Raw genomic sequence first — 22182 nt, 5'->3', positions numbered from 1 at the left:
ACGCGAATATCTTGCTACCAACCTTTCTCCGCCGAATTACCTACGTTTTGCTGGCTGCGCTGCTCACCACTTCCTGTGGCAAGCAGCAAACCCTACAGGGCATTTTTAATCAGCCCACCTCCCCACATCAGGCATATGCCCGCCGCCTGCACCAAGCCGGCTTAGACCGAACTGCCCTGGGCCGCGACTGGTTGGCCGCCGCCGACCAGGCCCTGCGCGATTCGCTGGTAGTAACGCTGCCTTTTGAAGAAACCGGCTATTTCCAGGCCGGGCGCGCCACGGCTGCCTCCTACCGCTACGCCGTACGGGCCGGCGAAACCGTGCGCGTGAGCCTGGCGCTGGCCCCCGGCACGCAGGCGCATGTTTTCCTCGATGCCTTTGAGTTGAGTCCAGACCGTACCGAGCCTAGGCTGCTGGCCTCCGCCGATACCGCTTCGCTGGCCTTTAGCTATGTGGCCGAGGACGACCGGCAGCACTTGCTGCGCGTGCAGCCCGAATTGCTCCGCACCGGCCGATATACCCTGCGCATTCAACGGGCGCCTTCCCTGAGCTTCCCGGTGCAGGGTAAAACCGACGCGGCCGTGGGCTCTTTCTGGGGCGCCGACCGGGACCAGGGCGCCCGTCGCCACGAAGGCGTTGATATTTTTGCCCCCCGCGGCACCCCGGCCCTTGCGGCCGCGCCTGGCTACATTACCCGCGTCACCGAAACCCCCATCGGTGGCAAGGTAGTGTGGCTGGCTGATGCCGAGCACGGCCAGCATTTGTACTATGCCCACCTGGACCAGCAGTTGGTGCAAATAGGTCAGAAAGTAATCATCGGCGATACGCTGGGCCTGATTGGCAACACCGGCAATGCCCGGACCACAGTGCCGCATCTGCACTTTGGCATTTACCGCGCGGGCCGGGGCGCCGTGGACCCTTTCCCCTACCTGCGCCGGCCCGATGCCGCCCCGGCTGCCCCCCGAAGCGTCCCCAACCGGCCGGGCCAGTGGGTGCGCGTGCGGGAGAAATCCGTAGCCCTGCGCCGCAGCCCATCCAACAAAGCCCAGGCGCTAACTAAAATCCCCCGGAACACGGCCCTTTTTGTGCTGGGCGCGCAGGCCGAATGGTATCGGGTGGAGTATCCGGGCGGAGGCGTGGGCTACCTGCCGGTGCAAGCCACCACGGCCACGCTGGAGCCTCTGCGCCGCGAAATGCTGCCCGCCGTAGCCGACCTCCTGGCCTACCCCTTTCAGGGCGCCCCCCGCTTGATTCCCTGCCCGCGCGTAGTACGGTTGCCGTGCTGGGCGAGTATGGCTTATATCGGCTGGTGCGTAGCCAAAAAGGGCAACTGGGCTGGCTGCTTTCAACCCCTGATAAATCGAATACTTAACCCTTTACTTCTGGTTAAATGCCATAGGGGCCATATTGCGCTTGTATGAACGAGAAAAAGCGGATTATATCTTTTTCCTCACCCGGCTACCAAAACAAAAGCTCCTGCCAGAAAGGCGGGAGCTTTTGTTTTTAAGGCTTATGGGAGGAGTAAGATTATTCGGCTACAATCACCGCTTTGTTCAGCTTGCGAGCGTAGGAAATACGCCGCTCACGGCCGCCGGACGTTATGTAATCGAAGCCAACGGATTTATTGTCATCCCGCACGGCCTGCCAGGCTTCCTGGTCGGCTACGGGCGCGGTCGTCATGGAGCGCGGAATGGCGGGTGAAGTGAAATGGTCGTCGCGGAAGAAATTGTTCATTCCCTTCAGAATACCAATTTCCTTGTCGCGCACGGTGGCAGCCTGGGGGTCTTCCAGCTCCCGCTCATCCAGCAGGGCCAGGGCAGGAATCACTTCATTCCGAAGCGTATCGCCTTTGCTGCTGGTGATTATAAAGCGGGCCTGGCTGTTGAGGATTTTGGTGCCTTGCAGCAAGAGTACAAAATTGTCCTTGGTTTTGTTATCAGAGAAATGGTGCGTGGTGCGCACACTATTCAGAATGCTCTTGGAGGTCAGGCGGGCACGTTGGCCTTCGGGCGTAGGCGTAAACACCCGGTCGGGGTTTTTGGACGATGCTGATTCGCGCTCCGTTGTGATACAGGAGGACTGCACAAGCAAAGCAGCAAAGACAACAGGGAGAAATAGTTTTTTCATTTTAGAGCGAAAACAACGTCGGGCAAGGTGGAAATACCTGCGCGGGCAAGCCACCTATAAGGGGCACCGGAAACACAAGTAGGCAGAGAAACTCCGCTGAGCGGCTTTTACGGGCTTCTACGCGGGAATGGGCCGGAAGTTAAGCAACCTGCCAACTAAAGCAAACCAACCTCCAGGCCGGCACTATATCGGGGCAGATCAGGCCAGGCATCTGCTTCCCTGCCCATATACAGCGAGGAAAAGCGCCGGCGCACCACTAAAGCATAGCGCGAGGACCCCACACGGGCGCTAAGGCCATACTGCCAGCGCTGGGCGTAGCTCAACCCGTGCTCAGTTACTTTTAGCACTTTGACAGGACCAGCGGCGGGCTCATCCCGGAACGCGTGCGTAGTAGCAAATGCCCAGCCGCCCCAGCCGCCCACATCCAGATACCGCCCTATCACGTTGCCGCGGTGCCCCACATTCAGGCGCACAAACCCGCCCAGCTGTACCTGCTGCCAAGAGAGGCTTTCCCGCTCATGCCGAAGGCTATTGGGCACTACTTTCGCATCGGTCTGGCGCAGGTTGGCGTGCAGGCGTACCGTCTGCAAGTCGGCCCCTACTGCCAGTTGCTGCGAGAAGCGCCATTTCTGCCGCCAGCCCAGGATAATTTCTCCGGTGCTGCCATACTTAATGGGCGCCCCCGCCTGGCTGCTGCCCACCAATGGGCTATAGCCAGCGTAAAAGTGCTGAAAATAGGCGCGGTTGGGGCCAGTACGCTGCACAGCCGTATCTGCACTAACGTCGGTAAAAGCCAGCACCCGCTGAGCCCGGGCACTGATTGCACCACCCGCTACCAATAGCGCTGCCAGGATAAAGCCACGTCCTTTCATCGGGAAACAGTATAGTCCTGGGTGTAGCCTTTGTAGGAAGCCCGCACCATGTCGCCAGGCTGCAGCGTATTCAGGGCCCAGCTGGCTACGTGGCGCTGCGTTACTTCGCGCACCTCGTACTGGCGCAGTACGCCGCGCTTATCCGCCACCTGCAGGTATACATAGCTTGGTGCGGCCAGCGGCAGGTTTGCTTTGGTATTGAGGGCCAGCGCCGGCAATGCAGGCAGCGGGCGGTTAGGCTCCTCGGCCAGCAAAGGGAGCGTTTGGGCCGGCTGCGCGCTGGCTTCGGGGCGAAGGATTAGCTGCAGAAGTCCGTTTTCCTGTCGCACAAAATCGAAGGTGGCCCCGGTGGCTGGGGCAGACGGCTGCAGAAAGTAGGCGGCCTGCGGGCTGCCGTAGCCCTGGGCATAATCAAAATAAGGGTACAGTGTGGCCGACTTCTGGATTTGCTGAAAGAGCTCCATGGCCGTGAGGCCGCGCTGCTGCTGCCAGATGCAGGCGGCAAAGCCGGCCACCAGCGGGCTGGAAAAAGAAGTGCCCTCGTTGCGCTCAAAGCCACCCGCCGGGCGGGCCGTAATAGCAATACCAAAGGCGGCCACGTTGGGCTTGAGGCTCCGTTGGGCCGTGGGGCCACGAGAAGTAAAATCAACAGGAAGCCAGGTTCCGGGGTCGAGGCCGCCAACGGTCAGCACAGAGTCGTTGTCGGCGGGTGTGCCTATCACGCCCCAAGTCTGGTTGTCGCCATCGTTGCCGGCGGAGCACACCACCAGCATACCCTTGCGCACGGCCAGGGCTGCCGCGCGGGCCACCAGGCTGGTGCGTCCATCCATCTGTTCCCGGAAATAACGCCTTTCGGTATAGCCCAGGGAGGAATTGATGATGTCGGCGCCCTGCTTATCGGCCCATTCTACGGCGGCCAGCCAGGCTTCTTCCTCACTATACCGCTCACTGTGCTCCCGCTCGGTGCGAGCCAGTAGAAACTCTGCGGCCGGAGCCAGCCCGAGCGAAGTGCTGTCGTTCAGCTGGCCGGCCAGGCAGGAAAGCACTTCCGTGCCGTGGTCGCCATAGGCATACACTTGCGGTTTCTGCCGGATAAAGTCCCAGGTATCGGTTATCTGATGGCCAGCCAGCAGCTTCTGAAAGGCTGGGTGCGTTTCCACACCCCGAAAACCCACGTCGAAAATGGCGATGCGCAGGCCCTGGCCGGTTAAGCGGGCCTGGCGCAAAGCGGGGCCACCCAGGGCGCTGGTTTGCCGGCGGGCCAGTTGCAGGTCTTCGTCGCTGAGCGGCTCGGCGGCGGTGGCCGCTGTCCGGCGGGCGGGCAGCAGATCAGGCGTAGCATACGCCCGGGCCACTACTTCCCGTACGGCGGCCATGCGGCGCACCTGCGCTATCTGGGCCGGCGTGGCCCAGCAGGCCACGGCATTGAACCACCGACTGATGTAGGTGACGGAATCAACGGTGTGGCGCAGCGCCTGCACATAGTCGGGGCGCACGGGAAAATCGGTGCTGTCGGCGGCGGGCAGGTGCTGGCGTTGGCGGCGGAGCTGGGCGGGAACTGTGAAGTACTGCGCCGGGTCCAGCTGCATAGCCCGCTTATCGCGCAGAAAAACCCAATAAGGTGCTGTTGAGGGTACTTTGAGAGACTGTGCGACTGAAGACCAGGGCAATAAGTATACACTCAGCAGCACTACTGCCCACCCTGAGGCCATTCTCTTACGCATACCCGGTATTCTCATCATAAACCACTGCCCCAGCAAAGCGGGTTGAAGGTACGCGGATGGCCGCTATTTCCGCAAATTTTACGGCAGAAGCCGCTGGTGGCGGCACAGCATCCGGGGCGTGGCGCAACTGTTGGTTGCTTCAATTCGTTTCTTAGGCACGCATACTTTTTCACTTACCTAATTCCTATGTCCTACCGCCTCCCCCACACCGTGCTTGCCTCTTTGCTGGGCGCCAGCCTGTTAATTGGCACCTCTTCCTGCGTATCAACCAAAAAGTATAAAGCCCTGCAACAGCAGAACTCTGACCTGCAGGCTTCGAAAACGGCCCTGGAGCAGGACAAAGCGCGCACCGAAGAAGAGCTGCGCAATAATTTGAGCAACAAGAACCAGCAGGTAAATCAGCTGAATGAAAACCTGAGCGGTGCCCAGCAGGCCAACTCGGCCCTTTCCGCCGACCTGCGCACCAAGGAAGCGCGCATTGCCGAAATGCAGCGCATTCTGGATCAGAAAGATCAGGCCGTGAAAGCCCTGCGCCAGAAAGTAGCCGATGCCCTTTTAGGCTTTAATGCCAATGATTTGCAGGTAAACCTCAAAAACGGCAAAGTATACGTTTCCCTCTCCGAGCAGCTGCTTTTCAAATCGGGCTCAACCAAAGTAGACCCTAAAGGTCAGGAAGCCCTCAAAAAGCTGGCCGCCGCCCTGAAAGGCAATCAGGACGTAAACGTGCTGGTGGAAGGCCATACCGATAATGTGCCCATAGCCCGCGGCACGGCTGGCATGAAGGACAACTGGGACCTGAGCGTGCTGCGCGCCACGGAAATCACCCGCATTCTGACGCAATCCGGCCTCAACTCAACGCAGGTGACGCCCTCCGGCCGCTCGCAGTACGTGCCCGTAGCCGCCAACGACAGCCCCACCAACAAAGCCCTGAACCGGCGCACGGAAATTATTCTGACTCCTAAGCTGGACGAGCTTTTCCAGATTCTGGAGCAGAATTAAATCACTCTACTTCTGACCTGCAGCACAAAAAAAGCCCGGTATGTACCGGGCTTTTTTTGTGCTGCTAAGATACTGCTTCCGCCGCGAAGGGGAACGTGTTAATGGGTTGCCAGTGCTGCCCATCGTGCCGAAAGAGCGTCATGTTCTGGACCGGGAAAGCGGCCTGGTAGTGGCGCTGGGCAAACTGCTCCCGGAGATGGGGCACCAGCTTGGCCGGCAGGTCGCGGGTGGCCAGTGTCATGTGGGGCGTGAACGGGCGCGGATTGGCGGTGGCTTTGGGCAGCCAGGCGGCGCACTGCATTTCCAGGGTTTGGTGCAAAACCGGCCACTGCGGGTGGGGCAGCACCCGCACAAACAGCGTGCGGTGACCAAACCAGGCAAAATCCTGCACCTCGGCAGCAAAAGCGGGCAGCTGTTGCGCTATGCTTTGCAGGCAGCTTATCAGGCCTTCTTCTTTCTCCGGGGGCTGATGCCACGGCGGCAGAAGGGTGATGTGCGGGGGCAGGCGCACGGCATTGCGGCTGCCGGTTTGCGCGTGCACTTCCTGTTTCATGGCCCAAACAGCGCTATATACCGGCTCCGGGGCCAGCACTGCAACTAAGTACATCATAGAAAAAGAGAAAGGCGGAATGGAGCATACGTAAAGTATGGGCTCCATTCCGCCTTTCTCCCCGGAAAAATTACAATCCGTATTTGCTGAGCAGGTAAACCAGCGCGGCCATGCTGGCGTTGCCCAGTTCCAGCTCCCGGCGGTTTACCTTATCAAAGGTATCGGCGGCGGTATGGTGAATATCGAAATAGCGCTGGGAGTCACAGTCGTAGCCGATGAGCACCTGGGCCTGGTCTTTTAGCGGGCCAATGTCGGTGCCGCCGTGGCCGGCAGTAATCTCGCCGCTACCGTAGGGCCGGAACATGGGCTGCCACTGCTGCAGGCGCTGCACCATAGCCGGCGAGCCTTCTACGGAAAAGCCGCGCGGTGTGAACCCGCCCCCATCCGACTCCATAGCCGCCAGGTGCTTTTCGCCGGCTGCCTTGGCCAGCTCAGCATATTTGGTGCCGCCACGGTTGCCGTTTTCCTCGTTCATAAACAGCACCGCCCGAATAGTACGCTCGGGGCGCTGGCCGGTGGCTTTCAGCAGGCGCAGCACTTCCATGCTCTGTACACAGCCGGTACCATCATCGTGAGCACCCTGGCCCAGGTCCCAGGAGTCGAGGTGGCCGCCTACGGCAATGATTTCATTGGGGTATTTAGAGCCTTTGATTTCGCCTACCACGTTGTAGGATTTCACCTCGGGCAGCTGGCGGCAGTTCATTTCCAGCTCAAAGGTGAGCGAGGGATTTTCCTTGAGCATGGCGCTGAGCTGGTCGGCGCCGTTGGTGCTGAGGGCGGCAGCGGGCACTTTGGTCACCTTGTCGTCGTAGCTCATGGTGCCGGTGTGGGGGAAGTCGTCGTGGGCCAGGGAGAGGCTGCGCACCAGCGCCCCTACCGCGCCGCGCTTAGCGGCCTCAATGGCGCCTTTGCGGCGCTGGTCGCCGGCCTCACCATAAGCATGGCCGGTTTCAATGTAGGTAGGATTCATGGGGCGGTTGTAGAACACCAGCTTGCCGCGCACTTTGTCGTCGGGCAGGGCGGCCAGCTCCTCCCAGGTGCGTACTTCCACTACCTGGGCTTTCAGCTTGCCATTGGTACCCACGGAGCCGCCGAGGGCGCATACGTTGAAATCGATGCTTTTGCCTTTGGCGGGTTTGGCTTTGGCCTTTTCCTTAGCGCCTCGCTCCCAGTGCGGCACCATTACTTCCTGCAGATACACGCGGTCCAGGCCCATCTTCTCCATTACCTCTTTGCCCCACTGCACGGCCTTTTCAGCCTGCGGCGAGCCGCTTAACCGGCCGCCAATGGTGCCGGTGAGCGTGCGGAGGTTTTCGTAGCTCTGCCCCCGTAGCAGGGCTTCATCGTAGAGGCGGCGAATGGTAACGGAATCGGTTTTGGAACTAGCTGACTGGGCGGCGGCGGGCAACGTAGCGGCAGCCGCCAACAAACCTGCCAGAACGCCCCGGCACGTGGAAAAACGCATATTCAGGAGAAAGATATGGTGGTAAAACAAATGCGGCCAACCCAAAAATGAGTTGGCCGGCTAAAGTACAAGAAAATGACAGCCGGGCTGCACCAGCACGGCGCAAACGGCTACCGGATAGCTCCAAACCGCCGTGCTATGGCTGAAGGACGGTCTTTTTCCTGTTGAGGCACCTGCACCTCCAGCAAATAGTCATATTGCAAATCACCAACAGCCGGAACGGGCCGCTCCGCGCCCAGCGCTTCTACCGTTTCCAGCATGGTGTTGGAATGACCAACAACCAGTACCGTGCGGCCCGCAAAGTCTTTGCGGATGCGCGCGGCCAAGGCGGACAGCTTCTTGGCATCATATACTTCCGGGGTAAGGTTGCGGGCCGCTGCTAAGGGGGCAGCGGTGGCCCGGGTGCGGGTGGTATTGGTGGTAAAAATGGCTGCCACGTTGCGGTTCAGCAGGGAATCGCGCAGGGCCAGGGCGCGTTGCTCTCCTTGCGGGGTTAGGGGCGGATCAGCTAGCCCGGGAGTAAGGTCTTTTTCTGCGTGCCGCACAATGTATACTGTTGTGGGTGCCAGCTTGGAAGTACAGGCGCTGGTCAGCAAAACGACCAACATTAGAAAAGAGCGAAAAAATGCTTGCATATGCAGAGGGAAAGAAAGTGCCGGCGGAAAGTTAGACCGAAACTGCGGAATCTAGCGGCGGCTCATTACATCAAAACGTGAAAAAGCCTCTTCGTAAGTGCTGCTAAAACTCGTTTGCTTTCTCTAAGAAACAAACATGCTCTGCAACGCTTACGAAGAGGCTTTTTTACAATCGATTATCTGACTGCTTATTCTCTACGCGTGGCGCTTGGCCAGTGTAGCATGATCAGGCGTTAAGTCCCAGCTGGCATTCATTTCCGTGAGGCCATGCAGGGCCGTCAGATCATACTGGCAGGCTACTACGGAAATGTAGTTGTTAGCCAGGGCCCACTCATCGGTGTCCTCGCCCTGGTCCAGATTCACGAAGGAGCCAATCAGCCAGTAATAGGGGCGCTTGTAGGGGTCGTGGCGTAGGTCGAATTTTTCCTGCCACTTGGCGCGGGCCTGGCGGCAAAGCCGGATGCCGGCCAGCGCCTCTTCCGACTTTTTGGGAATGTTTACGTTGAGGGCCGTGCCTACCGGAATACCGTTTTTGAGGGCCTGGCGGGCAATGTGCTCAATCCAAGGCTCGGCGTGGGTAAAGTCGGCATCGTGGCCGTAGTCGCAGAGGGAAAAGCCAATAGCTGGCAGCCCTTCAATGGCCGCCTCAATAGCCGCCGACATAGTACCGGAATACAGCACGTTCACGGAGGAGTTGGAGCCATGGTTGATGCCGGATACCACCAAATCGGCTTGGCGGTCCTTCAATACGTGGTGCTTGGCCAGCTTCACGCAGTCGGCGGGGGTGCCGCTGCACTCGTAGGCTTCCACGCCTTCATCTTCGAAAATGGTGCTGGCATCCAGGCGCAGCGGGTTGCCAATGGTAATGGCGTGGCCCATGCCCGACTGGGGCGAATCAGGAGCAACAACAACTACCTCCCCAATGCGGCGCATTACCCGCACCAGGGTGGCAATGCCGGGAGCCGTAATGCCGTCGTCGTTGGATATCAGAATCAGCGGTTTGCGGGTATGTGCAGTCATAGGAGCAGCAAATCAGGATAAAACAGACCGTAAATGTAGGGAGTTACGGGCAGGCTTGGGCGCCGGGAGCACGCTAACAACTTGCGGGAAGGTGCGTATGTTGCGGCGTGCAAAATACTCTTCCCCGTCTGCTTGGCGGCCTGGTGCTGGCCGGCCTGCTGCCCGCCTGCGAAGGCCCATCTACCCCGACCACCACGCCTGCTTCGGCGCCGCCGGCTGCTTCTGCTCCCACTCCGGTAGCCCCGCCACCTACGCCCCTGGCCGTGCCGGATACGGTAGACCAGCGCTACTATGTATTTGATAAAGGCACCGTAGGGCGTAACTTCATAAGGCTGAACATGACGGAAGCGGCCCTGCTGGACCGGGTGCCGAAGACCTGGCTAAAGAAAACCTCCCGCGAGCTGGAAGGTATTGAGTACCCGGTGTATGAGCTGCGCAACCCAGCCTACCCGGAGGCCGCGCCCACTATTCTGGAGCTGGTTGGTGATGAGGAGGAAGGCTACCGGATATGGCGCATTCAGCTGCACGATGCCCGCTACCGCGCCGCGCAGGGCGGCGTGGGCGTGGGCTCTACGTATGGGCAGGCGCGCCAGGCTTACGGCATTCAGTTTGTGGAGCGCGGCGACATGGGCCTGGTGGCCGTATCAGAAGCCGCCCAGATTTCCTGGCTCCTGGATGCCAGTACCCTGCCCAACCCCAACGCTCCGGTACGGCGCCCCACTGATGTACCCGATGCCACTAAAATTAAAGGGGTATTACTTTTCCGGTAGTGCGTTGGGCCTGGGCGTTGCATTCCGCTATAATTCCTGTACTTTGGCAACCTCACAAGCCCTTTTCTCTTAACCATTACGCCACTTCTTTGGCCATTGCTGCTATGAAAGCCTTGCAGAACTTTTACCGTTTTCACGACTTCGGCCTGTTGCTGCTACGCGTAGGGATTGGGGTGATGTTTACGGTGCATGGGTATCCCAAACTCATTGGCGGCCCCGAAACCTGGGAACAAGTGGGGGGCGCTATGGGCTTGGTGGGCATTCATTTTGCCCCCGCCTTCTGGGGCTTTCTGGCCGCGGTGGCCGAGGCGGTGGGCGGGCAGCTGCTGGCGCTGGGCTTGTTTTTTCGGGTGGCCTGCGTGTTTTTGCTGGGCACCATGATTATGGCAGTCATTACCCACTTAGGGCAGGGCCAGGGCTTTAATGATTACTCCCACGCGCTGGAAGCGGCTTTCCTGTTTGCCGGCTTGCTCTTCGTGGGCCCAGGCCGGTATAGTGTGGATCAGGTGCTGTTCCCCCCGCCCCGCCTGCGCTACTAATTTTTTTCCTGAAGCATTTTACCGGACTCCCTCCGGCGCTTCCTGCTCCGGAGCGGGAAGCGCCGGAGTTTCCATTTCAGAACCACTCTCCTGCCCCGGCTTTTTCATGTTTCTGCTGCTTACCATCACCGCCCTGCTGGGCACCGCAACCGCTGCCCCGGCGCCCGATTGGCGTACGCCCTTCGAGAAAGGCAACGGCAACACCACCACCACTTACCAGGAGTGCATCGATTATTATAAACGCTTGGATGCTGCCTACCCGGAAATTACCATGCGTGAAGCCGGTACTACTGATGTGGGCCGCCCGCTGCACGAGGTAGTAATTTCCCTGGATGGCGACGCCAACCCCACATCCGTGCACCAGAAAAACCGGCGGGTCATTCTTATCCAAAACGGCATTCACCCCGGCGAGCCGGAAGGAATTGATGCCTCCATGATGCTGGCGCGCGACTACGTGCAGAAAAAGGAGCTGCGCCGCCAGCTGGAAAATGTTACGCTGGTCATTATTCCGGTTTATAATGTGGATGGCATGCTGAACCGCGGCCCTTCTTCCCGCGCCAACCAGAACGGGCCGCAGGAGTATGGCTTTCGCGGCAACGCCCGCAACCTCGACCTGAACCGGGACTACATCAAGCAGGACTCGCGCAATGCCCGCTCCTTTGCCCAACTGTACCAGCGCTGGCTCCCCGATGTATTTGTAGATACGCACACCTCTAACGGTGCCGACTACCAGTACACCATGACGCTCATTGCCACCCAAAAAGACAAGCTGCACCCGGCCCTGAGCGCCTACATGGAAAAACAGCTTCTGCCGGCCCTTTACGGGGATATGAACAAGCGCAAGTGGCCCCTCACACCCTACGTAGACTTTGAAGGCCGTACGCCCGACGCCCGCGGGCTGGTGGGTTTTCTGGAAACGCCCCGCTATTCTACCGGTTACACCACCTTGTTCAACACCATTGGGTTTGTGACGGAAACGCACATGTGGAAGGCCTTTGCGCCCCGCGTGCGCGTCACTTATGATTTCCTGGATGTGCTGGTGCGCACCGTGCACCGCGACGCCGCCACCATTCAGCAGGCCCGCCAGGCTGCTGCCCAGCAAACCGCCGCGCAAACCATCTTCCCGCTGGCCTGGAAGCTGGATACCACCCAGGCCACCACGTTTGAGTTCCGGGGCTACGAAGGTAAAACCAAAACCAGCCAGGTCAGCAACCTGCCCCGCCTCTATTATGACCGCAAAGCCCCGTACAAGCGCCCTATTCCCTACTACAACACCTTCCGGCCTACTGTAACGGTAACCCGCCCGCAGGCTTATGTAATTCCGCAAGCCTGGGGCGAAGTGCTGGACCGCCTGCGCCTGAGCCAGGTGCGCCTGCAGCGTCTCACGCGCGACACCACCCTGACGGGCGAAGTGTATTCCATTGCGGACTACAAAACGGCGCCGCGCCCCTACGAAGGCCATTATATCCACTCCCAGGTGCAGGTAAAAGCGCAGCAGCAGGCCCTGGCCTTCCACGCCGGCGACTATGTAGCCTGGCTCGATCAGCCCGCTGCCCGCTATCTGGTTGAAACGTTGGAGCCGCATGCCACCGATTCGTTTTTTGCCTGGGGCTTCTTCGACAGCATCCTGCAGCAGAAAGAGTATTTCTCTGACTATGTTTTTGAAGACCTGGCCGCGGAAATGCTGGCCAAAAACCCCGCTCTCAAAGCGCAGCTGGAAGCCAAGCGCCAGACTGACCCGGCTTTCGCCAAAAGCGCAGCCGTCCAGCTGGACTTTATCTACCGGCAGTCGCCCTACTACGAGCCCTCGCACCTGCGCTACCCCATAATGCGCTGGCAGGGCACTGCGTTAAAGGGCATACTGAAGGAGGAATAAAACGTCCTGCTGCAATTGTCCGTCATGCAGAGACAGCCGCCGAAGCATCTCGCGTGCTGACTCAGTTGGACAAAGTCCGTCATAAAAACCGTGTCATAAAAGAACGGGTCATGCTGAGCGGAGTCGAAGCATCTCGCTAGTGTGGTATACCTTGGCATCGAAGCGGGCAAGATGCTTGGACTCCGCTCAGCAGCACGGTATTTCTATTACCTATTTCTATTTCCAGCTCTCATCCTAAAGAATGGCTGTTCTCGAGTTAAATAACCTATCAAAACACTACGGCCGCACGCAGGCGCTCCGCGGGCTCACGCTGGCCGTGGAGGCGGGCAGCGTGTATGGCTTGCTGGGCCCCAATGGCAGCGGCAAAACCACCACGCTGGGGCTGGCCCTGGGTGTGCTGAACGCCACCGGCGGTACCGTAAGCTGGTTTGGGCAGCCTATTTCCTCCGTCAGCAAGCGGCGCGTGGGTGCCATGCTGGAAACGCCCAACTTCTTTCCTTACCTCACGGCCCGCCAAAACCTGCAGGTAGTAGCCGCCGTGAAGCAGGCCGATGCCCAGGCCATAGACCATGCGCTGGAAACTGTAGGCCTGCTGGCCCGGCAGCATGATGCCTTTTCTACCTATTCCCTGGGCATGAAACAGCGCCTGGCGCTGGCCGCCACCCTGCTCAACCGCCCCGAGGTCCTGGTGCTCGACGAACCCACCAATGGCCTGGACCCGCAGGGTATTGCGGAGGTACGCACCCTGATTCAGCGACTGGCGGCCGAGGGCAAAACCATCATCATCGCCAGTCACCTGCTGGATGAGATTGAGAAAGTCTGCACCCACGTGGCCGTGCTGCACCGGGGCGAGCTGCGGGCCGCCGGCCGCGTACAGGATATTCTGGCCACCGCCGACCGGGTACTGCTGCGGGCGGCGCCCTCTGCCGCGGGTGCGCTGCCGCAGGCCCTAGCACAGATACCGTGGGTCTCTGACGTACAGGCGGAGCCCGATGGCCGCCTGAGCGCCCAGCTGGCCGATGGCTACGACACAGCGGCGCTCAACCAGGCGCTATTTGCGCAGGGCGTGGTGCTGGCTGGCCTGGAAATGCGCCCGCGCAGTCTGGAAACTCAGTTCCTGGCCCTCACCCAGGCCTCTTAACTTACGCTCTATCCCAAGCCTACCGCCGTGCTGTTTCGCGCCGAACTCCGTAAAATACTTCCCTACCGTACCGTCTGGCTTATCCTGCTGCTGTTTGCTTTGCTGCTAACGGGCTTTGTAGCTATGAGCGGCGGCACCGTTATCAATGGCAAGCCCATTGGCAACTCCCTGTATGCCTTTCCCGAACTTTGGAGCCGCCTGAGCTACGTGGCCAGCTACTTCAACCTGCTGCTGGGCATCCTGCTCATCATTCTGATAACCGATGAGTTTCAGTTCCGCACGTTTCGGCAGCAGGTAATTGACGGGCTTTCGCGGGCCGAGCTGGTGCAGGCCAAGCTGGGCGTGGCGGGCGTGCTGGTGCTTTATGCCTCCCTGGTGGTAGTGAGCGTGGGGCTTTATTTCGGCTTAACCCGGGGGCCACAGCCTGCACCGGGCGCTATTACCGCCGACGTGGGAGCCGTGGGCCTGTACGCCGTGCAGGCGCTGGGGTACCTAAGCCTGGCGGCGCTGCTGGCGTTTCTGGTGCGCAAAAGCGGGCCCGCTATTATCTCTTTTCTGGTGTATATGTGGATAGCCGAACCGCTGGTTCGCTGGCAGCTGCCCGATGCGCTGGACCGCTACTTCCCGGCTAAGCTGCTGGGCAGCCTCACGCCCACGCCCGGGCAGGAACTCCTGAATACCGTAACCGGGCCCACCGGCGCACTTACTCCCACGCAGGCTTTGCCCTTTGCCCTGGCTTACATTGCCCTGTTCTGGGGCCTGAGCTACCTGTTGCTGCGTACCCGGGATTTATAATTAATCCCGGCTATGGAGTAGCCGGGGCCGGCTGCAGGGAGTTGGCGTAGTTCACGATATACGCTAGCTGCTGCAGGTTATTGAAGTTGAGCTTGTGCTGCTTGGTATACTGCTCAATCTGGCGGCTGTAGGCCCGGTAGAAGTTCAGAAGGTCTTTCCTGGGGCTGCGCAGGGGCACGATTTCGCCCTGCGCGGTGCCCAGATACAGCAGGTCTTTCACATCAGTATAGTAGCCGTAGCGCGTGCCCGGCGAGCCATACATGCCCCGGTAAGCCCCGCGGTTGTAGGGGTCGTTTATGGCACGCTCTACCAGCTGCTGGCGGCGCAGCAGGTGCGTGGGGCCTGCACTCAGCTGCTCAAAAAAGCCCGGCGACTTAAAGTCAGAATAGTCCTGGTCGTGGTTCCAGCGGTAGGTACGGAACACGCGCACCCGCGTGGTATCGCGCCGGGCCTGCCGCACCATTACCGGCTGGTTATACAGCATGGGCGGCCCCCCAAAGAAGTACCCGTTGCGCGCATCCAGAAAATCATCGTAGCGGTAGTCGGGCAGGTTATTGCCCACTTCCCCTTTCACGGCAAAGGCCTTCACGGCCACCGGCGACAACGTGCTGACGGACTGATTGGGCATCGTAATGCGAATCACATCCTCGCTGCGGTGCAGGATTAAAGGGCCGCGCAGGGTGTCGCCGTTCGTCAGCAACACAGTGGCTCCCGCAAACTGCTGCACAAAGCTGTTCTGGGCCTGGGCAGCCTGACCTAAAAGCATCAACCCAGTCCATACTATCCCAAAAATGCCTGCTCGCTTACTTGTCATAGTCTGAAAATATAAGAATTTTCAGAGTCAGTTACAAGCGGAACACAAGCCCGGGGCCAGGCAAAATTGAAGGGGTATTTACGGGAGTTAATCAGCCTCAGCTGTTATCAGAGAGTTGGCATAGTTTACCAGCAAGGTAAGGTCCCAGGTGTTGTTGAAATCCAGCTTATTTTGCCTGGCATACTGCTCAATCTGCCGGCTTTTAGCATGATAAAAGCTCAGCAGATTTTTTCTGGGGTTAGGCAACGGCACTACCTGGCCTTTTGGGGTGCCCAGGTACAGCATGTCTTTCACTGGTCTGTACGTGCGGGTTACCTGATTGTAGGTACCGGCATTACTATACTCCCGAACTTCGCGCTTCCCCAACTCCTGCCGAAGCAACAGATAGACAGGCCCATGGCTTAGCTGCTCAAAAAATACCGGTGACGTAAAATTGGAATTCGCCTGGCGGGGGTTCCAGCGGTAGGTGCGGAACACCTTTAAGTGCAGCGTATCCAAACGGGTAAGCCACAGCGGCAGGGCCCGTTTGTGGTTTTCCTGGCTAGTGTAGGAATACCCCCTACTCAGGGAGTATCCGATTTGCCGCATGGATAAATCAGTTGGATGGGGCTGGATTTCGTGGTAGGGTTGGTTTTCAGTGAGGTTATTATTTACCTCACCTTGCACTGTGAAATATTCTACCGCCACCGGAGTAAAGGTGCGCACCGTCTGATTGGGCATCGTGAGGCGGATTATATCCTCGTTGTGGTGCAAAACCAATGGCCCCCGCAGAGTGTCGCCGGTAGCCAGCACAACCGTGGCAGCCGCAAACTCCTGCACATAACTGGGCTGCGCCTGCACTTTTGCTATACTAATAGTTGATAGCAGCCCAACTAACAGAAACCTTCTATCCAATTGCCTTAAAATAATCATAGTCCTGAAATATAGGAACTGGGTTCCCGGTATCAAAGGCCTCTTACCAATCACACCCAAACACTGGCTATTCCGGCGCACCGCCCGCCGCCCAGCGCAGGGTGGCCTGGGTCTGGGCATATTTGGCTTGCAGCTCGGCTAGCTTTATGCGCGCCAGCACCAGGCTGGCTTCCCGGGAGTTGAGCAGAAACACGGAGCTTTCCCCGTTTTCAAAACGTATCTGCTCGCCCTCGCGCAGGCGGCTGGCATTGCGCACCACCTGCTCCTGCAGAGCCAGCTGCTCGCGCAGGGCTTCCCAGTCGTTGGCGGCGGTTTGCACCCCGGTCTGGACGTCGCGGGTGTTCTGCTGCAGGTCCAGCTGGGTTTCCTGCAGCTTGAGACGGTTCAGCTGGATTTTGGCCCGCTCCTGGCGCAGCAGCAGCGGATACGCGAAGCTGAGGCCCAGCTTGTAGTTGTTCTCGAGGTAGGTCCCGCTCAGGCTGGCGGGCTTTTCCGGGCTGAACGGCTGCCCGGCCTGCAGCAGGTTATAGTCTACGGAGAGCTTGGGCAGCAGCTTGTTGCTGAGCATGCGGCGCTCTACGCCCAGCTGCACCAGCTTGGCCTGGCTTTTCTGCAGCTCCGGATGCACCTGCCCGGCTACCTGGGCCAGGGCCCGCACAGAATCGGGCGAGAGGGGCCGCCACTCCGCGGGGCCGGGTAGCGGCTGGGGCCGGGCCGAGGTGGGTAGCTCCCGGGGTTGCTGCTGCTCGTCCCAGAGGTAGTTGCTCAGCAGCAGCGTGGCGTTGCGGAACTGCACCCGCGCCTGGCTGAGCGTAGCCTGCCGGTTTTGCAGCTCCGTGAGGGCTTCTACGGAGTCAATGGCGGCCAGGTCGCCGAGCAGCACGCGCTGCCGCACGGCCCGCAGGCGAATAAGGGCCAAGTCGGTATTTTGGGACAGCAGCTGCAGGCGCTGGTAGTTCAGGCTCCAGTCCCAGTAGTCTTTGGTGGCCTGCAGCAGCAGCTTGTTGAGGGCACTGCGCCGTTCGGCCTCGGCCAGGCCCTGCAGCGCCTGGGCCTGCCGCACGGCGGCCCGCCGCTCATCCATGAGCAAGCCCTGCCCCAGCGGCACCGAAATACCGACGTAGCTCAGGCCCGCCGGCGAGGTGCTGTTTTCCGGGTTGATGTAGGGGCCCACGCCCCGGTCGAAGCCCGCTTTCACATCCAGGCCATACCACACCGGAACGCGCAGCTGGGCATCCCAGTCATGAAAATATTCTTTGCCTTTGAAGGTTTTGCCGTAGTATTTGCTGCTGGCGGTGGGGTCAAACTGGCCGCGGGCAAAGCGCACCTCCTGCAGGGCCCGATCCGGCAGCAGCCCGGCTTTGCGGGCCACGGGGTGGCGCAGGGCCACGTAGGTCAGCATATCGGTCAGGCTGAAAACCTGCGCTGAGTCGGCGGTGCGGGAAACAGCGGCGCCGGGCGTCAGGGTCGGGGTCAAACTGCCAACTCCCTGGGCAGAGCCCGGCCGCGAGGTCAGCATACTGCCCAGCAGCAAGGCATACGTCAGCTGTTTCATTTGCCTTCCTCCTCTCCCCCGCTGTCGGCCGCTTTATCCGCCTTGGCCACCTTACCACTACCACTCTTGCCCTTGGCTGCCGGACTGCCCACAAAATTGGGCGGGAAGCCATTCAGCTGCCGCCATAGCTCGTACCAAATCGGCACATCATCCAGCAGGGCCCAGCCATATACGCCGGAGCCCACGCGCAGGGGTTCGGGCCAGGGCTCCAGCGCCGGGTCGGGAGTAACCAGGATGCGGTACTCCCCCTGCGAGCCGATGTTATCAATGACGGCCACGCGGCCCCCAAACGTGCCAAAGCTGGAGCCCGGCCAGCCGGTGAACACCAGGGCCGGCCAGCCATCAAACTGCAGCCGCACTTTGCGCCCCACCGTGAGCAGGGGAATATCCATGGGCTTCACGTAGAGTTCGGCGGCCAGGGCCGGAGATTTAGGCATCACCGTCACAATCGGCTCGCCTTCCTTCACCATCTCCCCCAGGCCCTCCTTTAGCGCCCGCACTACGTAGCCATCCTGCGGGGCCTGAATGTAGTAGTAGCCGGCCCGGATGCTAAGGTTGGCCAGCTCGTTGCGCAGCTTGGCAATCTGGCCTTCACTATCAAACTGATAGGCCACAGCCGAGCGGCGGTCCGATTCGGACTTAGCCAGCTTGTCCTGGTATTCAGCCTGCAGCGAGGACAGCTCCAGCTGGGCATTCTGCAGCTCCTGCTGGCTGGCGCCCACCTTATTCTCGGCCGACTGCTGTTTGGCCGTGCTTTCCTGGAATTTCAGGCAGCGCTGCTCCAGCTCCGTCAGGCTTTTTAAGCCTTGTTGGTAGAGAGCTTCCTGGCGCGTGAGCTGCTGGCGGGCAATTTCCAGGTCATTGTTGGCGGCACGCAGGTCAGCTTGGTCCGAGTTCAGCTTCAGGCGCGTCTGGCTTACTTTGTTGCGGGCTTTGTCCAGGCTGATGCTCAGGCCGCTCCGCAGGGCCTGCTGCTGGGAGCCCAGCGCTACGGTTTTGCCCCGGTTTTCTTCCAAAGCCGCAATTTTGGCCTGCAGCTGCTCGCGGGTGCGCTGCAGCAGCTGGGGGTCGAAATATTTCTCCTTGATTTCGGTAATTTCAACCAGCGTATCGCCTTTTTTTACCAGCTGGCCTTCCCGCACGTGCCAGCGGGCAATACGCCCGGCAATGGTGCTGGGCACGGTTTGCGGCCGGTCCTGGGGGCGCAGGGTGGTCAGCTGGCCGTAGGAGCGGATGTTCTGGGTCCAGGGCAGAAACCCGGCCAGCAGCACCAATACGCCCAGGGCGCCTACCCAACGGGCCAGCGTGCGCCCCATGGTGGGCGTTTGCACCCGGGCAAATGAGCGGAAGCGCGCTACTGCCGGGTTGGTTTCATCCAGAGGATTTTCAGCAAAAGGCATCGGGATAAGTCTAAACTAGGGTGGTACTTGCTCTCCGGAAGCTGGTGGGCCGGTCGTTAAGCCAGCAAGGTTTGAAACTCTGGCCGTTTCGCCATTTCCGCGAAGGGTCCATCAGCCAACAGGGAGCCCTCGCGCATAAAAGCCAGGCGCGGGCACAGGGCCAGCTCGCGCAGCTCGTTGGAGGCCAGCACGGCGGTCCAGCAATGCTCCGGGGCCAGCACCCGCGTCAGGATGCGCAGCCGCTCCACGGGCTCCACGCCGGGCAGAAAACCATCGAGCAGCAGCAGGCGGGGGCGGCGCACCAGCGCCCGGGCCAGCAGCAGCTTCTGGCGAAAGCTATCAGCCAGGGGGCTGCCAATGCCCAGGGGTGCCTGCAGGCCGCCCAGCCGGCTGTACACCTGCTCGCGCAGGCCTACCAGCTCCAGGCTCCAGGCTACATCCTCAGGGGAAATACCCGCCTGACCCAGGGTTATATTCTCGAGCACCGTGCCCTCAAACAGGTTTTGGTGCGAAATATTATCCCCAATGTGCAGGCCCATGGTAGCTGCCGACAGGTCCTGCATAGCCAGCCCATCACACGCCACCACGCCGGAAAAATCCAGGAGCTGCCCGGCCAGTACCCGCAGTAAGGTGCTTTTTCCGCTGCCATCGTGGCCGGCCAGGCCCAGATGCTCGCCGGCGTGCAACGTAAGCGTTACCTCCTGCAGGGTTGCTTTGCGGCTACCCGGGTAGTGGTAGCTCAGGTCCTGGAGTTCCAGCTGCAGCCCACAGCGCCCGGTTGGCAGCGGCATTTCTGCGCCGGCCCGCGGCGGCACCACCGGCAGGTCCAGCACCTGGCCAATTTTATCAATGGAGGTTAGGGCATCATACACTACATCCAGCTTGATCAATACCTTCTCCACCGCCGAGATGATGAGGATTATCACGATTTCGGCGGCCACAAACTGCCCAATGTTCAGCTGCTTGCTAATCAGCAGCCAGCAACCAATGATCAGCAGAGCCGCCGTGATAAGCGTTTTAAAAGCCACAAACCCGAAGTATTGCGTGAGCAGCACCCGGAAATGCTGCTGCCGGGCCGTGAGGTAGCTGCCTACCAGCTCATCGGTGCGGTTGTAAGCCAGCTCCTCCCGGGGCGGGTACCGAAAGGTTTGCGCCGTCCGGGCAATATCTTCCAGCCAGGCCACCACTTTATACTTGTATTTTGATTCCTGCAGGCTCGTGCTGAGTCCTTTGGGGCTGGTGAGGCGCAGGAGCAGCCCCAGCACCAGAACCAGCAGCACGCCAAAGGCAATAAAAATGGGGTGATAAAACGCCAGCAGAATCAGCCCAAACAGAATTTGCAGGGCGGCCGCGGAAAACTCCACCAGCACCGTAGCCAGGCCCTTTTGCAGGGTAGGCGTATCCAGCAGGCGGTTCATCAGCTCGGGCAGGTACTGGCCGTTCAGGGCCTCCGTGCGCACCCGGGGCAGGCGCACGGCAAAGTCGAAGCTTACCCGCGCAAACAGGCGCTGCTGGATAAACTCCACCAGATATAGCTGCATAACCTGCAGCGCCCCCACCAGAAAAGTGCCCACCACAATAAAGCTGATGAGCACCACCAAGGAGGTACTGACATCGCCACTACTCACAAACCCGATAACGGACTGTACCCCCAGCGGCAGGGTGAGGCTGATGAGGCCGGCCAGCGCGGCATAGATATACAGGTAGGTGATGTCCCGGCGTTCTGCGGCCAGCAACCGGAACATGCGTTGGCCGGGCGTCAGGCTCGCTTCAGTTTGATCTGCCATGGTCTCAAAAAACTAAGTGTGGGGAAGCTTCCTCTCTGGCCTGAGGCGGTGGCGCCGGTTGTATAACAACCTTAGGTGAAGCTTGTGCGGGTTGCTTATTTAAGTACGCCAAAAACCAGGGATTCCAGAAACGCATATATTTCGGTTTCCGCTGCCTGCTGCGGATTGGCATCAGTGAGGGAAGGCAGGTGCCAGGCAAAGAACAGCTGCTTGCGGGCCGCTTCCAGCAGCGTGCTTACCAGGGCATGCGGATACGCATAGGCCGGGTTAATCTCTCTTACCACCAGCGTAATGTCCGCTACCAGCTGTTTGTATTCGCGGAACAGGCCCACCTTGTTGTCTTCATCCACGCCATGCGTGAGGTAGGCTTTGGAGGCTTCGTTGATAACCAGGCGGTAGAGTGCGGCTTCATCCAGCTGGGTGGTGGAGGGGTCGTCGTGATGGGCCCGGGTCAGAATGCCCAGGATAAGCCGCATGCGCTCCGGCGCACTGGCCACGTTGTGGGTATGAAACCGAATCTGGAAGCGCAGCCAGGCCCAGTACCACGACATCAGATAAACCAACAGCCGGTGCTTATTCTCAAAGTAGCGGTACAGGGAAGCTTCCGTGGAATCCATCCGCGCGGCCAGCTTTTTGAAGGTAAACTGCTCAAAGCCAATTTCATCAATCAGCAGAATACTTTCCGCTATCAGGCGGCGGCCCAGGTCTGTGTCCTGCGGGTCGCGCAGGTACAGGTTCTTATTTAGTTCGATGCGCAGGGCAGTGCTCATGGTGGGGCAGCTAAGGGCGGATTGCATTTTCCGGGGCCTTCCTACTCAGCAGCCTGATAGAAAGCCTACAGCTGCAAATATAAACGGCTATTGTGTTTAATAGTAATACTATTAAAAAATTTAATCTTACTTCTAATCCTGATAGGCGGCTTTTCTAAAGCAAACAACCCTATCGGGCGGCACACTCCAGAGAGAAGCAGGCCGCCCGATAGGGCTGAAATGCAGGCTATTGGCACCGAGACCGAAAGGCGCAGCAGAGTAGTTAGTCTAACTGCCCGCCTAACCGGACTAGGCCGGCCGCAGCTTGCTTAAAATAGTATGACCCAGCTTATCCCGCTTGGTAGTGAGGTAGCGCTCCTCTGTGTCCTGAG

Annotated in this window: 20 protein-coding genes; 7 read left to right on the top strand and 13 right to left on the bottom strand. The window is 59.7% G+C overall.

All coding sequences use genetic code 11. The features are described from left to right. The first annotated feature begins 11 nt into the window (after positions 1-11). A complete protein-coding gene (locus PK28_RS09490; protein WP_197070396.1) occupies positions 12-1421 on the top strand; it encodes a M23 family metallopeptidase in 1410 nt (469 codons plus the stop codon). A 106-nt stretch (positions 1422-1527) separates the two neighbouring features. On the opposite strand, the gene PK28_RS09485 is transcribed toward PK28_RS09490, so the two are convergent. From PK28_RS09485 to PK28_RS09475, 3 genes are all read right to left on the bottom strand, one after another. After that, positions 1528-2127 carry a hypothetical protein gene (locus PK28_RS09485; protein ID WP_156126325.1) on the bottom strand — a complete coding sequence of 200 codons (600 nt, stop codon included), beginning with the start codon at positions 2125-2127 and terminating at the stop codon, positions 1528-1530. Positions 2128-2282: 155 nt separating this feature from the next. Next, positions 2283-2999 (bottom strand): hypothetical protein, encoded by a 717-nt coding sequence (locus PK28_RS09480; protein WP_044513512.1) that lies wholly within the window; start codon positions 2997-2999, stop codon positions 2283-2285. Next, on the bottom strand, positions 2996-4588 hold the full coding sequence (locus PK28_RS09475) for a S8 family serine peptidase (protein ID WP_044513511.1): 1593 nt from the start codon (positions 4586-4588) through the stop codon (positions 2996-2998). Before PK28_RS09475 ends, PK28_RS09480 begins: the two co-directional genes overlap by 4 nt. A gap of 321 nt (positions 4589-4909) precedes the next feature. Here PK28_RS09475 and PK28_RS09470 point away from each other — a divergent pair, with 321 nt between their 5' ends. Continuing rightward, positions 4910-5722 (top strand): OmpA/MotB family protein, encoded by an 813-nt coding sequence (locus PK28_RS09470; protein ID WP_044513510.1) that lies wholly within the window; start codon positions 4910-4912, stop codon positions 5720-5722. 64 nt (positions 5723-5786) lie between these two features. Here the strand turns inward: PK28_RS09470 and PK28_RS18990 are convergent, their stop codons facing one another. From PK28_RS18990 to surE, 4 genes are all read right to left on the bottom strand, one after another. After that, complete coding sequence (locus PK28_RS18990; protein ID WP_197070395.1) at positions 5787-6332, bottom strand: 2'-5' RNA ligase family protein; 546 nt, start codon at positions 6330-6332, stop codon at positions 5787-5789. Positions 6333-6402: 70 nt separating this feature from the next. Continuing rightward, the gene (locus tag PK28_RS09460; RefSeq protein ID WP_052430599.1) at positions 6403-7797 is read right to left on the bottom strand and encodes a M20/M25/M40 family metallo-hydrolase; all 1395 of its coding nucleotides are present in this window, start codon (positions 7795-7797) and stop codon (positions 6403-6405) included. A gap of 110 nt (positions 7798-7907) precedes the next feature. Further along, complete coding sequence (locus tag PK28_RS09455; protein ID WP_197070394.1) at positions 7908-8405, bottom strand: histidine phosphatase family protein; 498 nt, start codon at positions 8403-8405, stop codon at positions 7908-7910. Positions 8406-8627: 222 nt separating this feature from the next. Further along, positions 8628-9452, bottom strand: a complete 825-nt coding sequence (gene surE / locus PK28_RS09450) for a 5'/3'-nucleotidase SurE (RefSeq protein ID WP_044513508.1) — start codon at positions 9450-9452, stop codon at positions 8628-8630. 107 nt (positions 9453-9559) lie between these two features. On the opposite strand from surE, the gene PK28_RS09445 reads away from it, so the two are divergent. From PK28_RS09445 to PK28_RS09425, 5 genes are all read left to right on the top strand, one after another. Beyond that, a complete protein-coding gene (locus PK28_RS09445; protein WP_044513507.1) occupies positions 9560-10222 on the top strand; it encodes a hypothetical protein in 663 nt (220 codons plus the stop codon). An 89-nt stretch (positions 10223-10311) separates the two neighbouring features. After that, positions 10312-10761 (top strand): DoxX family protein, encoded by a 450-nt coding sequence (locus tag PK28_RS09440; RefSeq protein WP_231576126.1) that lies wholly within the window; start codon positions 10312-10314, stop codon positions 10759-10761. Positions 10762-10867: 106 nt separating this feature from the next. Continuing rightward, complete coding sequence (locus PK28_RS09435; RefSeq protein WP_044513505.1) at positions 10868-12637, top strand: M14 family metallopeptidase; 1770 nt, start codon at positions 10868-10870, stop codon at positions 12635-12637. Between the two features lie 241 nt (positions 12638-12878). Next, positions 12879-13778, top strand: coding sequence for an ABC transporter ATP-binding protein (locus PK28_RS09430; protein WP_044513504.1), 900 nt, complete (start codon positions 12879-12881; stop codon positions 13776-13778). Between the two features lie 27 nt (positions 13779-13805). Beyond that, the gene (locus PK28_RS09425; protein WP_044513503.1) at positions 13806-14573 is read left to right on the top strand and encodes a DUF2705 family protein; all 768 of its coding nucleotides are present in this window, start codon (positions 13806-13808) and stop codon (positions 14571-14573) included. Between the two features lie 10 nt (positions 14574-14583). On the opposite strand, the gene PK28_RS09420 is transcribed toward PK28_RS09425, so the two are convergent. The 6 genes from PK28_RS09420 to PK28_RS09395 form a co-directional block, all read right to left on the bottom strand. After that, positions 14584-15387: a hypothetical protein gene (locus tag PK28_RS09420; protein WP_156126323.1), complete on the bottom strand. Its 804-nt coding sequence runs from the start codon at positions 15385-15387 to the stop codon at positions 14584-14586. An 87-nt stretch (positions 15388-15474) separates the two neighbouring features. Continuing rightward, entirely contained in the window at positions 15475-16227 is a 753-nt protein-coding gene (locus PK28_RS09415) for a hypothetical protein (protein ID WP_044513501.1), read from the bottom strand. A 139-nt stretch (positions 16228-16366) separates the two neighbouring features. Beyond that, the gene (locus PK28_RS09410) at positions 16367-17854 is read right to left on the bottom strand and encodes a TolC family protein (RefSeq protein ID WP_044513500.1); all 1488 of its coding nucleotides are present in this window, start codon (positions 17852-17854) and stop codon (positions 16367-16369) included. Continuing rightward, positions 17851-19254: an HlyD family secretion protein gene (locus PK28_RS09405; RefSeq protein ID WP_048825815.1), complete on the bottom strand. Its 1404-nt coding sequence runs from the start codon at positions 19252-19254 to the stop codon at positions 17851-17853. Before PK28_RS09405 ends, PK28_RS09410 begins: the two co-directional genes overlap by 4 nt. A gap of 56 nt (positions 19255-19310) precedes the next feature. Continuing rightward, complete coding sequence (locus tag PK28_RS09400) at positions 19311-21041, bottom strand: peptidase domain-containing ABC transporter (RefSeq protein ID WP_044513499.1); 1731 nt, start codon at positions 21039-21041, stop codon at positions 19311-19313. 95 nt (positions 21042-21136) lie between these two features. After that, on the bottom strand, positions 21137-21811 hold the full coding sequence (locus PK28_RS09395; RefSeq protein WP_044513498.1) for a TetR/AcrR family transcriptional regulator: 675 nt from the start codon (positions 21809-21811) through the stop codon (positions 21137-21139). Positions 21812-22182: the final 371 nt, after the last annotated feature.

The organism is Hymenobacter sp. DG25B, from assembly GCF_000801315.1.
Classification (GTDB): domain Bacteria; phylum Bacteroidota; class Bacteroidia; order Cytophagales; family Hymenobacteraceae; genus Hymenobacter.
Note: the sequence above shows the minus strand (reverse complement) of the source record. Positions and strands in the feature narration are given on the sequence as shown.